The sequence below is a fragment of the Mesorhizobium sp. IMUNJ 23232 genome (assembly GCF_044326205.1).
GTDB lineage: Bacteria > Pseudomonadota > Alphaproteobacteria > Rhizobiales > Rhizobiaceae > Kumtagia.
On record NZ_JBIRCY010000103.1, the window covers coordinates 1 to 14,650 of the forward strand.

Annotated in this window: 15 protein-coding genes and 1 pseudogene; 7 read left to right on the plus strand and 9 right to left on the minus strand. The window is 63.8% G+C overall.

The window, feature by feature from the left end; genetic code table 11:
- A partial coding sequence (locus tag ACH196_RS36255) for a hypothetical protein (RefSeq protein WP_396651674.1) occupies positions 1–190 on the plus strand: 190 nt, incomplete at its 5' end.
- 235 nt (positions 191–425) lie between these two features.
- Here ACH196_RS36255 and betB read toward each other — a convergent pair.
- From betB to betI, 6 genes are all read right to left on the minus strand, one after another.
- On the minus strand, positions 426–1,889 hold the full coding sequence (betB, locus tag ACH196_RS36260; RefSeq protein ID WP_396651675.1) for a betaine-aldehyde dehydrogenase: 1,464 nt from the start codon (positions 1,887–1,889) through the stop codon (positions 426–428).
- Between the two features lie 93 nt (positions 1,890–1,982).
- Positions 1,983–3,635: a choline dehydrogenase gene (gene betA, locus ACH196_RS36265; protein ID WP_396651676.1), complete on the minus strand. Its 1,653-nt coding sequence runs from the start codon at positions 3,633–3,635 to the stop codon at positions 1,983–1,985.
- Positions 3,628–4,617 carry a threonine/serine dehydratase gene (locus ACH196_RS36270; RefSeq protein WP_396651677.1) on the minus strand — a complete coding sequence of 330 codons (990 nt, stop codon included), beginning with the start codon at positions 4,615–4,617 and terminating at the stop codon, positions 3,628–3,630. The genes betA and ACH196_RS36270 overlap by 8 nt, the downstream gene beginning before the upstream one ends.
- Complete coding sequence (locus tag ACH196_RS36275; RefSeq protein ID WP_396651678.1) at positions 4,614–5,255, minus strand: glutathione S-transferase family protein; 642 nt, start codon at positions 5,253–5,255, stop codon at positions 4,614–4,616. Before ACH196_RS36275 ends, ACH196_RS36270 begins: the two co-directional genes overlap by 4 nt.
- Before the next feature lies 1 nt (position 5,256).
- Complete coding sequence (gene betC / locus ACH196_RS36280; protein ID WP_396651679.1) at positions 5,257–6,783, minus strand: choline-sulfatase; 1,527 nt, start codon at positions 6,781–6,783, stop codon at positions 5,257–5,259.
- A complete protein-coding gene (gene betI / locus ACH196_RS36285) occupies positions 6,780–7,373 on the minus strand; it encodes a transcriptional regulator BetI (RefSeq protein ID WP_396651680.1) in 594 nt (197 codons plus the stop codon). Before betI ends, betC begins: the two co-directional genes overlap by 4 nt.
- A gap of 191 nt (positions 7,374–7,564) precedes the next feature.
- Here betI and ACH196_RS36290 point away from each other — a divergent pair, with 191 nt between their 5' ends.
- The 5 genes from ACH196_RS36290 (at position 7,565) to ACH196_RS36310 (ending at position 11,360) form a co-directional block, all read left to right on the plus strand.
- Complete coding sequence (locus ACH196_RS36290) at positions 7,565–7,843, plus strand: DUF1778 domain-containing protein (RefSeq protein ID WP_396651681.1); 279 nt, start codon at positions 7,565–7,567, stop codon at positions 7,841–7,843.
- Entirely contained in the window at positions 7,840–8,367 is a 528-nt protein-coding gene (locus ACH196_RS36295; RefSeq protein ID WP_396651682.1) for a GNAT family N-acetyltransferase, read from the plus strand. The genes ACH196_RS36290 and ACH196_RS36295 overlap by 4 nt, the downstream gene beginning before the upstream one ends.
- A 171-nt stretch (positions 8,368–8,538) precedes the next feature.
- Positions 8,539–9,705 carry an acetyl-CoA acetyltransferase gene (locus tag ACH196_RS36300; protein WP_396651683.1) on the plus strand — a complete coding sequence of 389 codons (1,167 nt, stop codon included), beginning with the start codon at positions 8,539–8,541 and terminating at the stop codon, positions 9,703–9,705.
- Between the two features lie 109 nt (positions 9,706–9,814).
- Positions 9,815–10,312 carry a hypothetical protein gene (locus ACH196_RS36305; RefSeq protein WP_396651684.1) on the plus strand — a complete coding sequence of 166 codons (498 nt, stop codon included), beginning with the start codon at positions 9,815–9,817 and terminating at the stop codon, positions 10,310–10,312.
- Positions 10,313–10,352: 40 nt separating this feature from the next.
- Complete coding sequence (locus ACH196_RS36310) at positions 10,353–11,360, plus strand: asparaginase (RefSeq protein ID WP_396651685.1); 1,008 nt, start codon at positions 10,353–10,355, stop codon at positions 11,358–11,360.
- A gap of 72 nt (positions 11,361–11,432) precedes the next feature.
- Here the strand turns inward: ACH196_RS36310 and ACH196_RS36315 are convergent, their stop codons facing one another.
- Complete coding sequence (locus ACH196_RS36315) at positions 11,433–12,812, minus strand: TIGR03808 family TAT-translocated repetitive protein (protein ID WP_396651686.1); 1,380 nt, start codon at positions 12,810–12,812, stop codon at positions 11,433–11,435.
- A 109-nt stretch (positions 12,813–12,921) separates the two neighbouring features.
- On the opposite strand from ACH196_RS36315, the gene greA reads away from it, so the two are divergent.
- The gene (gene greA, locus ACH196_RS36320) at positions 12,922–13,389 is read left to right on the plus strand and encodes a transcription elongation factor GreA (RefSeq protein WP_396651687.1); all 468 of its coding nucleotides are present in this window, start codon (positions 12,922–12,924) and stop codon (positions 13,387–13,389) included.
- Positions 13,390–13,477: 88 nt separating this feature from the next.
- Here greA and ACH196_RS36325 read toward each other — a convergent pair whose 3' ends face one another.
- Both ACH196_RS36325 and ACH196_RS36330 read right to left on the minus strand, forming a co-directional pair.
- The gene (locus ACH196_RS36325) at positions 13,478–14,422 is read right to left on the minus strand and encodes a macro domain-containing protein (protein WP_396651688.1); all 945 of its coding nucleotides are present in this window, start codon (positions 14,420–14,422) and stop codon (positions 13,478–13,480) included.
- Positions 14,423–14,475: 53 nt separating this feature from the next.
- Positions 14,476–14,650, minus strand: a pseudogene (locus tag ACH196_RS36330) (IS5/IS1182 family transposase); the annotation flags it as partial.

The window sequence follows — 14,650 nt, forward strand, 5'->3', positions numbered from 1 at the left end:
CAAGCCGGGCCCGGTCCGCTTCCGGCGTTTTTCGCCGCTGCGGCGCGGGCGGCCGCCCGGCGGAAGATTGCCGCGCTTCGACCCGGATGCGCCGAAACGCAAGAACATCCGCGAGGTCGACGAGATCTTGGCGCATGCCAATGCGATGGCGTTCTACGCGCTGGAGCCGCCGAGGCGCGATTCGTCCTGATAACGGCGCAGGCCCAGCGGACCTCGAAAAGTAAAGCATCTCAACGGCTTAATGGTCACCGGGCGTGGCGGCGATGACGGTTGCCTGCAGGGGACAGTTTACTTTTCCGCAGAAGGGCGCAGCCGCTTCAAGGCTGGCGCGGGCGGAAAAGTAAACTGTCCCCGGCGTTTGCGCCCGCGCTTTCCGGCCCGCAAAGACCCGCGGCCCCATCGTCCCGAACGATGTACGCTGCCGGTCAATACGGGCTGGCGACGTCGCCGGTCTCGACATAGACCGATTTCACCTGCGAATAGTGCCGCAGCGCGTCGAGCGCGTTCTCGCGGCCGATGCCCGACTGCTTGTAGCCACCGAAGGGAATTTCGACCGGCGTCAGGTTATAGGCGTTGATCCAGCAAGTTCCCGCCTGCAACTCGGCGATCACCCGATGGGCGCGCGGCAGGTCGCGGGTGAAGACGCCGGCGGCCAGCCCGAATTCGCTGTCGTTGGCGCGCGCAACAACTTCGTCCTCGTCGTCGAACGACAGGATCGACATGACCGGCCCGAATATCTCCTCGCGCGCGATGCGCATCCGGTCGGTCACACCGGTGAAGACCGTCGGTTCGACGAAGAACCCGCCCTCGAAACCCTGCAGCGACGGCACTCCGCCGCCATGTCGCAGGTCGGCGCCCTCCTGCTTGCCGATGCCGATGTAACCCAAAACCTTGTCGTGCTGCGCCTTGCTGATCAGCGGCCCCATCTGCGTCTCGGGGTCGAGTGGATCGCCGATGCGGATCTTTTTGGTGCGCTCGACTAGCCGCTCGACGAACCGATCGTGCAGACCCTTCTGCACGAAGACGCGCGTGCCGTTGGAGCAGACCTGGCCGGTCGAGTAGAAATTGCCGAGCATGGCGCCGCCGATGGCGTTTTCGAGATCGGCATCGTCGAAGACGATGAGCGGCGACTTTCCGCCGAGCTCCATCGTCGCATGCTTCATCAGCGACCCGGCCAGCCCCATCACTTTACGGCCGGTCGGCACCGATCCGGTCATGGAGATTTTCGCGACTGCTTCATGACTGGCGAGAGCCGCGCCGACATCGCCAAAGCCTTGCACGACGTTGAAGATGCCGTCGGGCAGGCCGGCCTCCGAATAGATCTCGGCCAGTGCCAGCGCGGTCAGCGGTGTATTCTCGGAGGGCTTGAACACCATGGCGTTGCCCATGGCCAGCGCCGGCGCCGACTTCCAGCCGGCCACCTGGATCGGATAGTTCCACGCGCCGATGCCGACGCAGACGCCGAGCGCCTCGCGCCTGGTATAGGCGAACGGCCCGCCGAGATCGGAATATTCACCGCCGAAGGCCGCCACCGCTCCGCCGAAATACTCCAGCGCGTCCGCCGCCGACGCCGCGTCGGCCACCAGCGTCTCCTGGATCGCCTTGCCGGTGTTCAGCGTCTCCAGCCTTGCCAGTTCCGCATTACGGGCGCGCAAAATGTCGGCGGCGCGGCGCAGCACGCGCCCACGCTCCACCGGCTTCAGCCGTGCCCAGGCCGGCTGCGCCGTCCGCGCCGCCTCGACCGCGAGTTCCACGGTATTCGGCGTCGCCGCATGCAGCGTCGCGATGGTCTCGCCGGTGGCGGGATAGATAACCGGCAACTCGCGGCCCTGTTCGTCCTCGACATGGCTGCCGTTGATGTAATGCGAGGCTTTCGGCTGGGCGTTCATTTGCGGTCCACCGATTTGAGTTTGCGTTCAGATACAGCGTTGTTCGTCGTTCGTCATGCGTTGATCGGCCGGCGAACGACGATCCCATGGAACTCACCGGTCGCTCATGCGCCAGCGCGGATTGATCCACGGTTCCTGGTTGGACGGCGGCAGCATCGGTCGTCCGAGAATATGATCGGCCGCCTTTTCGCCCGTCATGATCGACGGCGCGTTGAGATTGCCGTTGGTGACACGCGGGAAGATCGAGGAATCGGCGACGCGCAGGTTTTCGACGCCGATCACCCGGCATTCCGGATCGACCACGCTCGTCGGATCGTTTTCGCGACCCATGCGGCAGGTGCCGCAGGGATGGAACGCGCTCTCGGCATGCTCGCGGATGAAGGCGTCCAGTTGCTCGTCGCTCTGCACCTCCGCGCCCGGCGAGATTTCCCGGCCCCGATAAGCGTCGAAGGCGGGCTGCTGGAAAATCTCGCGCGTCAGCCGGATGCAGTGGCGGAATTCGTCCCAGTCGTCGGGATGCGACATATAGTTGAAGCGGATTTCCGGTTTTTCCCAAGGATCGGGCGAGCGCAGCGTCACCGTGCCGCGCGACTTCGACCGCATCGGCCCGACATGCGCTTGGAACCCGTGCGATTTTGCCGCCGCCTTGCCATCGTAGCGCACGGCCGCCGGCAGGAAGTGGAACTGGATGTCGGGATAGTCGACGCCCGCCTTCGAACGGACAAAGGCGGCCGCCTCGAAATGGTTGGTCGCGCCGAGCCCTGTCTTGAAGAACAGCCATTCGGCGCCGATCAGCGCCTTGGAGAACGGGTTCAGCACGGAATGCAGCGTGATCGGCTGCGTAGCCTCCTGCTGGATGTAGAGTTCCAGATGGTCCTGCAAATTCGCGCCGACGCCCGGCCGGTCGGCGACCACTTCGATGCCATTGGCCTTGAGGTGCGCAGCCGGGCCGATACCCGACAGCATCAGCAGTTTCGGCGAGTTGATCGACGAGGCGGCGACGATGATCTCGCGCTTCGCCCGCACCACCTCCACCTTCCGCCGCATCTCGATCTCGACCCCGACGGCGCGTTGATTCTCGATGACGACTTTCCGGGCGAAGCCGTTGACAAGGCGGATATTTTTCCGTTTCAGCGCCGGCCTGAGATAGGCGTTGGCCGCCGACCAGCGGCGGCCGCGATGGATGGTCTGCTCCATCGCGCCAAAACCTTCCTGCTTCGAGCCGTTATAGTCCTCGGTCAGCTCGAAGCCAGCCTGCGCGCCGGCTGCCACGAAGGCGGAATAGAGCGGGTTGGTGCGCCTGCCGCGCTGCACGAACAGTGGGCCGTCGGTGCCCCGCCAGCCGTCCTCGCCGTCCCGTACGTTCTCCATGCGCTTGAAGTAGGGCAGCACGTCGGCATAACCCCAGCCGACAGCACCCTGCTCGGCCCAGTGGTCGAAGTCGCCCGCGTGGCCGCGCACATAGACCATGCCGTTGATCGACGACGAGCCGCCGAGCACTTTTCCGCGCGGCGTGACCAGCACGCGGCCGCCGAGATGCGGCTCCGGCTCGCTGGAAAAACCCCAGTCGTAAAGGCTCATATTCATCGGAAACGACAGCGCCGACGGCATCTGGATCAGTGGGCCTATGTCGGTGCCGCCATATTCGATGACAATCACCGAATGTTTGCCGTCCTCGGACAGGCGGTAGGCCAGTGCCGAGCCGGCCGATCCCGAGCCGATGATGACGAAATCAGCCTCAAGCATTTCCGACATGCTTCATGAAATCGGCGAGCGAGACATTGCCGCCGCTCGCGATCACCACAACGGTCTTGCCCTTCACGTCGACCGCGCCGGAAAGCAGCCCGGCCAGCGAGGCGGCGCCGGACGGCTCCAGCACCAGCTTCATCCGCTCGAAGGCGATCTTCATGGCCGCGCGGACGGCAGTGTCCGGAACCGTCAGTCCCCGCACACCTGCTTCCTGCACCGCGGCGAAGGGGGCGACGCCTGGACGCCGGGCCATCAGCCCGTCGCAGATCGACGGCGAGACGAGCGGCATGGTCTCGATCTCGCCATGGGCGATCGAATTGCCCATGCCGTTGAAACCTTCCGGCTCGACGCCGTAAATCTCGGTCTTCGGCGAGAGATAGTGGAAGGCGAGCGAGACGCCGCCGATGAGCCCGCCGCCGCCGACCGGGCAGAACAGCACGTCGGCCTCCGCGTCGCGTGCCGCAAGCTGGTCGAGCGCTTCCAGGCCGGCGCCGGCCTGGCCGGCGACGATCTCCGGATCATCGAACGGATGCAGCAGCATCAGCCCTTGCTCGGCCGAAATCTGCCTGGCGCGTTCGGACGCGACTTCTTCACGCGCGCGCTGGCCGTGGTCGGTAAGCACCACCGTCGCGCCATAATTTTTGGTTGCCTCGCTCTTGGCGACGGGAGCGTCGATCGGCATGACGATGGTGACCGGAATGCCGAGCGCCTCGCCGGCCGCCGCCAGCCCCTGCGCGAAATTGCCGGAGGAATAGGCGACCACGCCGCGCTTGGCCTCCTCGGGCGAAAGCTGTTTTAGCCGCCAGTAGGCGCCGCGCACCTTGAACGAACCCGCCCACTGAAGCGATTCCGGCTTGAGGAAGACCCGTGCCGCGCCGGTCTGCCGCGCCAACGCCGCCGATTCCAGCAGCGGGGTTATCTGCGTGGCCCGCGCGGTAACGGCATAGGCTCGTTTGAGATGGTCGAGATCGGGGATCATTTTGCCCTCTGGCTTTCATAGGAAACCATGACGTGCTCGGCATAGGCCGGCCGTTGCTGGAGCCGGTCGTAGTAGGCGCGCAGATGCGGGGTATCGGTACGGTCGAACTCTAGCGTGAAGTAGCGATAGAGCGGCGCGCCGACGACGATGTCCGCGAAGCAGATTTCGTCGCCGCCGAGGTAAGGTCCATCGGCGAGGCGGGCGTCGAGCATGGCCGCGAGCGGTTTGAGTTTTTCAGCCGCAGCCGCGATGCTGGCGTGGTCGCGCTTGGCTGGCGGGGCGGCGACGATCGGCCAGAACAGGCCCGTTGCGAGCACTGGGCCAAAACTCGTCTTGATCCATTCCGCCCACATGTCCACTGGAGCCCGCTTCGCCGGGGACGACGGCCAGAACTGCTCGCCGCCATAGGTCGCGCCGAGATAGCGCAGGATCGCCGCGCTCTCCCACAGGAACGGCCCGTCACCGTCGCGTAGCACCGGCACCAGCCCGTTGGGATTCATCGCCAGGTATTCCGGCGTCCTGTTGCCGCCGAAGGCGCCGCCGACGTCGTGGCGCACCGGTTTCAGCCCAAGCTCGGCCAGCGCCCACATGACGATTTGGACGTTGCCGGAGGTCGCTCTGCCCCAGACGGTGATCATCTCATTCTCCTCGTGGGTAGCGTTTGCTTTCCTCGAGATTGTCGAGGTTCATGTGGTTGCGCATGTAGCGCTCCGACGCCTTCTGCAGCGGCTGGAATTCCCACGGGTAGTAGGCGCCGTTGCGCAGCGCGGGATAGACCGCCCATCGCCGCGCCTGGCTCTCGCGCACGGCCGCGTCGAAAGCCGCCATGTCCCAGCGGGCGCGAACCTTTGCCATGAACGCGGCGACCAGAGCCGCATTCGCCGGGTCCTCGGCGAGATTGACCCGCTCCTGGGGATCCGGTTCCAGATCAAACAGTTGCGGCGGGTCGATCTCGCAAAACACGAACTTGTAGCGGCCGTCGCGAATCGCCACCATCGGGGCATAGGAGCCTTCGGCCGCATATTCCATCAGCACCGGCGTTTTCCGCGAGCCGCCCGCAATCAGCGGGATCAGCGACTCTCCGTCGGTCCATTGCAGGATCGACGGCATGTCGATCCCGGCGAGTTCACAAAGCGTCGGGCAAATGTCGAGCGCCGATACCGGCGTCTCGATGAGGCCAGGCGAAATACCCTTGCCGGCAATCATCAGCGGGATGCGCGCCGACCCTTCGTAGAAGCACATCTTGAACCACAGCCCGCGTTCGCCGAGCATGTCGCCATGGTCCGAGGTGAACACGACGATCGTGTCGTCGAGCATCCGCGTCCGCTCCAGCACCGACAGGAGTTCGCCGACCTTGTCGTCGATATAGGAAATGCTGGCGAAATAGCCGCGCCGCGACCGCCGCACCTGGTCCCGGGTGATGTTGAAGGCGGTGTGGTCGCATGCCTCGTACAAGCGCCGCGAGTGCGCATCCTGATGCTCGTAGTCGATGTGGGCGACTTCGGGATCGAGCGCCTGGCAATGTTCGTAGAGGTCCCAGTGCTCGCGCCGAGCGACATAGGGATCGTGCGGATGGGAAAGCGATACCGTCAAACACCACGGCCTGCGCGCGGGATCGTTCGAGGCGCGCGCCAATTCGTAGAGTTTCTGCGTGGCGAGGAAGGTGGCCTCGTCGTCATATTCGAGCTGGTTGCTGGTCTCGGCCACGCCAGCGCCCGTGACGGAGCCCAGATTGTGATACCACCAATCGATGCGCTCGCCCGGCTTGCGGTAGTCCGGCGTCCAGCCGAAATCGGCGGGATAGATGTCTGTGGTCAGGCGTTCCTCGAAACCATGTAACTGGTCCGGTCCGACGAAATGCATTTTTCCGGAAAGGCAGGTCGTGTAGCCCGCCGCGCGCAGGTGATGCGCGAAGGTCGGTATCGACGAGACGAATTCTGCCGCGTTGTCGTAGACGCCCGTCCGCGACGGCAGTTGCCCGGTCATGAAGGATGCGCGGCCCGGCGCGCAGAGCGGCGAGGCGGTGTAGGCATTGCGAAAGCGTGCCGAGCGCGCTGCCAGCGCGCTGAGGTTCGGGGTGTGCAGGAACGCCGCCGGCCCGTCGGGAAACAGCGTCCCGTTCAACTGGTCGACCATGATGACGAGGATGTTGGGCTGGCGCTTCATGGGGCTGGGTGGGCCTGGGCGAGTTTGGTTTCGACATAGTCCTCGACGAGCGCGGCCGCACTCACCGGATGGGGCAGGCCGTCGCGAAGCGCGCGGCGGATGTAGAGGCCGTCGATCATGGCGGCGATGGCTTCCGCCATGCGCTCGGCTTCCCCGCGCTCGACAAGCGGCAGCAGCCCGCTCATCAGGTTGGAGTAGAGCCTGTGGCTGTAGACCCTGAGCAGGCGGCGCAACGGCGCCGACCGCTGTGCCTCGACATAGAAGGCGAGCCAGGCCTGCACCGTCTCCTGACGGAATTGCCCGACCGAGAAATTGACGCGGATGACGGCGGAGATGCGGGCGCGCGGCGTTGGCGCGCGGCCAAGCGCGACGATCATGTCCCGGCCGAGATCGGCGAGCAGGTGCCGCATCGTCGCCTGAAGCAGATCCTCCTTGGCGCCGAAATAGTGATGAGCCAGGGCTGACGACACGCCGGCCCGGCCGGCAATGTCCGACATCGTCACGTCGAGCGAGCCGCGGTCGCCGATCGCCGAGATCGCCGCATCGATCAGCGCACGGCGGCGCATGGGTTCCATTCCGATCTTGGGCATCGATCCCTCCCGTCAGATAGGATTATTTTTTATTGACGGATCAATCAATGAAAAATTGATCGCTCAGGCAGTTCGCAACAATAACGCGTTTTCAAACGGGTCAGAGCAGCACCATCATGCTTGTCAGAGGATACATCGCACCACATTGTACACATATCATGTGTATGCTATGACAGCATGTGGAGAGTGTCATGCCCAGACCTGCCGACGACAAGACCAGCCGCTACCAGCTTCGCATGCCGCCGGCGCAGAAGGTGATGATCGCCCGCGCCGCAGCCTTGCAACACAAGGACATGGCTGATTTCATCCTCGACAAGATCGTGCCCGAAGCCGAGGCCGTGATCCAGGCAGCCGAAACCATCAAACTGTCCGACCGCGACTTTATGCGCATCCTCGACCTGCTGGAGCACCCGCCGAAGCCGAACGCGAAGTTGCGCGCCGCTATAGCTGCCCTGCCGGATACTTTGTGAGGCTCCCGCCATGGCATGAGGAACCGATCGCGAAATCGCACGATCGAGCCTCCTTTGATTGCGGCGACCCGCGAATGAACGAGTTTCTGCGTCGCTTCGCGCGGCAGAGCCATGAGCAGAATGCTGCCAAGACCTTCTGCGTGGTCGAAAGCGCGACGCCCACCCGCATCCTCGGTTTCTACACCATTGCCCCCTCGGCGGTGGAGCACCAGGCCGTGCCCTCGGCGATGACCAAGGGCCTCGCGCGACACGAGGTATCGGGTTTCAAGCTGGCGCGGCTCGCGACTGACCGGACCGTCGCAGGGCACGGTCTCGGCGGCCAACTTCTCGCAGCGGCAGCCTTGCGTTGCCTGCGTGTTGCGAGCGAAGGCGGCGGAATCCTGCTCATCATCGACGCCAAGGGCGAGCGCGCCGCGCGCTGGTATGCCAGCTATGGCGCCGAACCACTGCAGGGAAAGCCTCTCACCCTGGTCATGCCGCTGGCAACCTTCGCAGCCGATCTGAAGGCCAAAGGACTATTTTAATCCGCATCGAGGATGAGACATGCGGGTTAGGTCCTTGGCGTTGGTAGTCCTCGATGCGGGGACGTGCACGGCGCCGATTCCTGCTTTACGATATGGGCAAAGAAGTTCATCTTTGAACAAAGCTGAAAATAGCCGGCCTTCGGCCCGCCCTCGAACTTCAGGGAGATCACTATGACCGCATGCATCGTCGGTTGGGCGCATTCGCGCTTCGGCAAGCTCGAGGGCGAGACGCTCGAAAGCCTGATCACCAAGGTTGCGGCGGAAGCGCTTGAACATGCTGGCATCGGTCCGGATGATGTTGGCGAGATCGTGCTCGGCCATTTCAATGCCGGTTTTTCCGCCCAGGATTTTACGGCGAGCCTCGTGCTCCAGACCGACGACCGGCTGCGCTTCAAGCCGGCGACCCGCGTCGAGAACGCCTGCGCCACCGGGTCGGCGGCTGTACGCCAGGGCATCCGCGCGATCGATGCCGGTGCCGCGAAATTCGTGCTGGTCGTCGGCGCCGAGCAGATGACGACAACGCCTGGTCCCGAGATCGGCAGGAACCTGCTGCGTGCCTCCTATCTGCCGGAGGACGGCGACACGCCGGCCGGTTTCGCCGGTGTCTTCGGCAAGATCGCCAGTGCCTATTTCCAGCGCTATGGCGATCAGTCGGACGCTTTGGCGACGATCGCCGCCAAGAACCACAGGAATGGCGTCGACAACCCCTATGCGCAGATGCGCAAGGATTTCGGCTTCGACTTCTGCCGTCAGGAGAGCGAGAAGAACCCCTTCGTGGCCGGTCCTCTGAAGCGTACCGATTGCTCGCTGGTATCCGACGGAGCGGCTGCGCTGGTGCTGACGGACGCTACGACAGCGCTGTCCATGCGCCGCGCCGTCGCCTTCCGGGCCAACGAGCATGTCCAGGATTTCCTGCCGATGTCGAAGCGCGACATCCTGCTGTTCGACGGCTGCGAGCAGGCTTGGTCGCGGGCGCTGAAGAATGCCGGCGTGACGCTCGACGACCTGTCCTTCGTCGAGACGCATGACTGCTTCACCATCGCCGAGCTGATCGAATACGAGGCGATGGGCCTTGCGCCGCGCGGGCAGGGAGCGGCGATCGTCGCCGAGGGCCAGACCGAGAAGGGCGGGCGCCTGCCGGTCAATCCGTCGGGCGGATTGAAGGCCAAGGGCCACCCGATCGGCGCCACCGGCGTTTCCATGCATGTGCTGACGTCGATGCAACTTGTCGGCGAGGCCGGCGGCATCCAGGTCAAGGACGCAAAACTCGGCGGCATCTTCAATATGGGCGGCGCGGCGGTGGCGAATTACGTCTCCATCCTCGACCGGATCAGGTAGAGCATTCGGCGCTGGCCAGGATGGCGTGAAACGGTCATATTCCCGCCGGGAATGGCGGGGTTGAACCCGCCGGTATTATCCGACGCGCGAATTCCTTGAGGACAGCAAATTGCCGATCATGCGGTTCTGCCTGCTGGCAGCCTCGGTCGCCTTGACCCTATTCGCCATGCCGGCGCGAGCCGACACGGCCGCCGGGGTGGCGACCGCCTTCTGCGCGACCCGTACCGCCTTAGACGAAGCCCGACTGAAGCCGCTTCTGACGCCGTCGCTGCTCGCGGTCATCGCCGAGGCCGAGGAGCGCAACCGCATCATCGCCGAGGCGACGCCCGACGAGAAACCGCCTTTCGGTGACGGTATTCCGTATCAGAGCTTTCCTGACCGACCCGACACATGCGAACCGGGAGCGCCTGTCGAAAGAGCGGGGCGGACGGAGGTCGCTATTGCCTATGGTTTCGCGAAAACGCCGCGCGCCAACTGGACCGACACGCTGATCCTGATCTCGGCCGAAGGGCAGGCCCTGATCGACGATATCCGCTTCCGGGAGTCGGCTGATGGCAGCGGTGCATTGACGCTGCGTGAAATCCTGCACGACGCGTTTGACCAGTAGCGCCGCTTTGCGGAATGGAATCAAGCATGAGGGTGAAATCGTGACCAATCCGGTGCTTGTGGAAGTGCTGCGCGGTGACATCGTCGAGAGCGTGCATCGCGGCGCTGTAGCCGTCTTCGACGCATCTGGCACATCCGTGCTGGAAATCGGCGATGGCGGGCAGCCGGTGTTTCCGCGCTCCGCCGTCAAGGCGATCCAGGCCTTGCCGCTGGTGGAAAGCGGCGCGGCCGATGCTTACGGCTTTGCAAACAAGGAATTGGCGCTGGCCTGCGCTTCCCACGGCGGCGAGCCGGCGCATGTCGACCTGGCGGCCTCGATGCTTTCCAAGGCGGGTCTCGACGGCACGGCGCTGGAATGCGGAACGCATTGGCCGAGCCATCAGGACTCGACCTTGACGCTGGCGCGAGCCGGCCGCCAGCCGAACGATCTGCATAACAATTGTTCCGGAAAACACTCGGGGTTCATCTGCACCTGCGTCCACCTTGGCGTCGACCCGCGGGGCTATGTGGCGGCCGGACATCGCTCGCAGCAGATGGTGCGCGAAGCCATGCAGGGTGTGACGGGCGCCAGACACGACGCCGACCACAGCGGCATCGACGGCTGCTCGATCCCGACTTATGCAATTCCGCTCAAGGACTTGGCCGTCGGCTTTGCGAAAATGGTGACGGGGCAGGGGCTGTCGCCCACCCGCGCCAAGGCGGCGAAACGGCTGATGGCGGCCTGCATGGCCGAGCCGTTCTATGTGGCTGGCACCGGTCGCGCCGACACGCGACTGATGCAGGCGGCGCCCGGGCGGATTTTTGTCAAGATCGGTGCGGAAGGGGTCTATTGCGCGGCCCTGCCGGAACTCGGCTTCGGCATAGCCCTGAAGGCCGGCGACGGCGGCGAGCGGGCGGCGGAGGTTATGGTCGCGGCGGTTTTGAGCCGGCTGCTGAAGCGGGACGAGGAACTTTCCAAACGGCTCGCCGGCATGGCCCGGCCGCCTGTCCTCAACCGCAAGGGGCTTGCTGTTGGTGCGTTGCGTCCTGCGGAGGCGCTTCTGGCATAGGCGAGGGTCGCGCGGATGCGAAGCCGTTGACCCGACGCACAAGAGGCGGTTCTGCCATAGCCGGACACCGCCTCAGCTTACATGGTTGCGCTCGATGGTCAGGTGGCTGTAGCGCGTCGCGTCGGCGGCGGTGAGGTCGCCCGTGGCGGTGTCGCTCCAGCGGAAGCCGACGATGGCGCCGTCGGGGGTCGCCTCGATGACGTTGTCGGTGATGACAGCCGGACCGGCGCCCTCCACCACCGTGACGGCGATGCCGACGCCGGCCTTGCGGATGACATTGCCGGTCGCCGAGACGTTTTGCAGGTAGGGACCCCAGCCGAGCTGCATGCCGTAGCGGGCGCTTTCCTCGACCACGTTGCCGGTGAGCGTGGTGTCGGCCTCGACGGTGATGCCGACGCCGAACATCGGCCGGTCGAACGGATAGGGGCCGACATTCGAGATGTTGCGGACGATGTTGCCGTTGCAGACAGCCAGCCGCCCGCCTTCGTTGAAGTTGACGATGGCGATACCGTTGGCGGCGCCGTCGACGATGTTGGAACTGATCACCGCGCCCTGGAACGAGAATTCCGAATAGATCGCGGTCTCGCCGCTGCGGCTGCAATTGTTGCCGAGGATTTGGACGTCGCTGGAGCTGTTGGCGCGGATGGCGGAAAAGGCGCAGTCGGCGATTGTGTTGTTGGCGATCATCACCTTGTCGGCACGGAAGGCGTTGATGCCGTTGCCGTAGGGGCCGGTGCCGCCCTTGCGCGCGGCGATGCGCTCGACCCGGTTGCCGGTGACCATGGTGAAATCGTCGGCCGGTTGCCAGCGATGCACCAGGATGCCGCCATTGGCGCAGTCGGTCACGCTGTTGCCTGTGATCGACAGCCGGCCGGCCTCGACCGAATAGATGCCGGATTCGGCGGCGCCCGAGATGGTCGTGCGTTCGATGCGGCCCGATACGGTCTCCAGGGCCAGCCCGTTGCCGCCGCTGCCGACGATCTGGCAATTGTCGACGACAAGGTTGGCGACCCGGCGAAAGTCACCCAGCCCTTGCGCGTAGTCGCCGATCCAGCGGTTGGCGCCGTCCAGCATCAGCCCGGTCAGTTCGATGTGGTCGGCGTTTTCGGCACGCAGCAGGTACCCGTCGCCGCCGTAAAGCAGTCTTGTGGCACCGGGCACGCCGGAAAGCCGCACGCGGCGGGGCAAGGTGATGTTGGAGACGATGTAAGTGCCGGGCGGCAGGAAGATCGGCGTTTCGTTTTCGGCCGATTTGTCCAGGAGTTTTGAAAAAGCTTTGCTCTGGTCGTCGAGCGTGCCGGGCGCGACGCCGAATTCGCCAGCGCTGATCGCGCCGCGCAACGCCGCCGTTTCGATGCCGGCCGGCGTGCGCGAGATCGCCGAAGCAGGCACGGAAAAGCCCGCCGCCGCGAGGCCGGCCGAACCTGCCAGAAAGGAACGCCTGTTCAACATCGGCACAGATTCCGCCAATCGCCTCCCGCTTGCCCGCGCCACGCAGGATATGTGCCAGGCGCGCGGTTCGCGGCTTGTCCAAGACGTGGCAAAGGCCTACGCTCCTCGAATGAGCAGAGCATTCACCCGGGAGGACGACAACGAGGCCATCGCCGACATCGGCGAGCGGCCGGTGAGCCCGCACCGCAATCTCGTTACCGAAAAAGGCCTGGCGCTGATCGAGAAGGAACTCGCGAGACTGCGCGAGGAACTGGGCGATGCCGAGCGCAAATCCGACCGCGAGCACATCGCGCTGGTTTCGCGCGACCTGCGCTACTGGACGGCGCGGCGCGAGACGGCGGAGGTTTCGGTACCCGAACCGGATTCTGACGTCGTTCGCTTCGGCATGACGGTGAGGTTGCAAGGCGAGGACGGCAAGCACCATACCTGGACGATCGTCGGCGAGGACGAGGCCGACGCGGCGCACGGCACGATCAGCCACGTCTCACCGATGGCCAAGGCGCTGTTCGGAAAAGGCGTGGGCGACGAGGCGACGGTGAACGGCAAGATATGGGAAATCGTGGGAGTGAGGGTGTAGCGGCAGAGAAGGCGCCCTATGTGGCGCAAGCCATGGCCACGCTCGCGTTCGAAAAGACGAAGAGCAACAAATGAGATTGACGACGTCGTCAGTCTCTGTTCGCGATGAGCGCCAAGGCTCGACGGATGACGTCAGGCGCAACTTCCGCCGGTTCAGTAGGGCTTCGTCTGAACACAACGATAGTAACCTTTTTCCGACGATGCTGCTCCGGTCCGTATCGCGCAGCCTCAGCCAACGCGAGTACGAGGCCGACTAGGGCCAAGGACGAGTTGATCCCGCCGTGGCCTGCCCCCATGACCGGCATCACAACCTGGTTGAGGCGTGCATCAGCCAATAACGTGAAGAGTTCGCGCATCCCGTCAAACAAATAAGAGATGCGGGAAGCCAATCCCTGTCCTGATCGTTGAGTTGTAGTCGAAACTAAAGCTACCGGAGGGGATTCTCCAAACGGCGCCGAAATTAAGATGCAGCGGCCAACGCCGAAGCTTTTCGCAGTCTCGTCTGCTGTCTTTTGTTGATCAGCGCCATCACCAAACTTACGCTTGCATTGTGCTTGGATCAACGCGGCAAAAGAAGAAGATCGTTCTCCATAGTGTCGATGGACGTAAGCTCCCAAAGTGCTGCGGCCATCATCGATACATCGATCATCAAAATATTCGTTGCAGGGAAGCGCAAAAACGGTTTCCTTGTTTATCGGATAATCCTCAATTCGTCCGGAAACGACGCAAATTTCGCATCCGTTTACGACGGTTCGAAGTTCACCATTGCCTTCAGAAACATTGTTCAATGCGAAGCCGGTGCGCGCAATTGTTGCGATGAATTGACAAAGCAAGCGGTTTTGAATGGCCTGAGCGTTTTCAGGCTTGGCGATCGAAAAATGATCTGAGCCCGCAATCCTGAGAGCATCGCCGAAGTAGGTCGCGCCGCTAATCGGGGGAACAACCTGCTTGAAGAAGCCGAACCGCTTCAAGACTACGAACCGGTCTTCGATCAACTCCTTGCCATATATTACCAGTTTTCCTCGTGCCAACATGTTGCGGAAATCGTTGTTGAGGTCGTTAAGCCAAGTGTTGTTTTCGCAAAAGGCTAGGCCTCGTGGACAAAGGGTAACCAAAGCTTGACTGCTGCGATGGTGACGAAGCCGAGGTAAGACTCCTTTGTCTTGTCGTATCTGGTGGCGACGCGGCGCCAGTTCTTGAGCTTGTTGAACAGCCGCTCGATCAGGTTTCGCCACTTGTATTTCTCGGCATCGTGTGGCGCG

Coding starts and splice junctions, on each gene's coding strand:
- betB (WP_396651675.1), bottom strand. CDS start 1,889: ATGAACGCCCAGCCGAAAGCCTCGCATTACATCAACGGCAGCCATGTC.
- betA (WP_396651676.1), bottom strand. CDS start 3,635: ATGCTTGAGGCTGATTTCGTCATCATCGGCTCGGGATCGGCCGGCTCG.
- ACH196_RS36270 (WP_396651677.1), bottom strand. CDS start 4,617: ATGATCCCCGATCTCGACCATCTCAAACGAGCCTATGCCGTTACCGCG.
- ACH196_RS36275 (WP_396651678.1), bottom strand. CDS start 5,255: ATGATCACCGTCTGGGGCAGAGCGACCTCCGGCAACGTCCAAATCGTC.
- betC (WP_396651679.1), bottom strand. CDS start 6,783: ATGAAGCGCCAGCCCAACATCCTCGTCATCATGGTCGACCAGTTGAAC.
- betI (WP_396651680.1), bottom strand. CDS start 7,373: ATGCCCAAGATCGGAATGGAACCCATGCGCCGCCGTGCGCTGATCGAT.
- ACH196_RS36290 (WP_396651681.1), top strand. CDS start 7,565: ATGCCCAGACCTGCCGACGACAAGACCAGCCGCTACCAGCTTCGCATG.
- ACH196_RS36300 (WP_396651683.1), top strand. CDS start 8,539: ATGACCGCATGCATCGTCGGTTGGGCGCATTCGCGCTTCGGCAAGCTC.
- ACH196_RS36315 (WP_396651686.1), bottom strand. CDS start 12,812: ATGTTGAACAGGCGTTCCTTTCTGGCAGGTTCGGCCGGCCTCGCGGCG.
- greA (WP_396651687.1), top strand. CDS start 12,922: ATGAGCAGAGCATTCACCCGGGAGGACGACAACGAGGCCATCGCCGAC.
- ACH196_RS36325 (WP_396651688.1), bottom strand. CDS start 14,422: ATGTTGGCACGAGGAAAACTGGTAATATATGGCAAGGAGTTGATCGAA.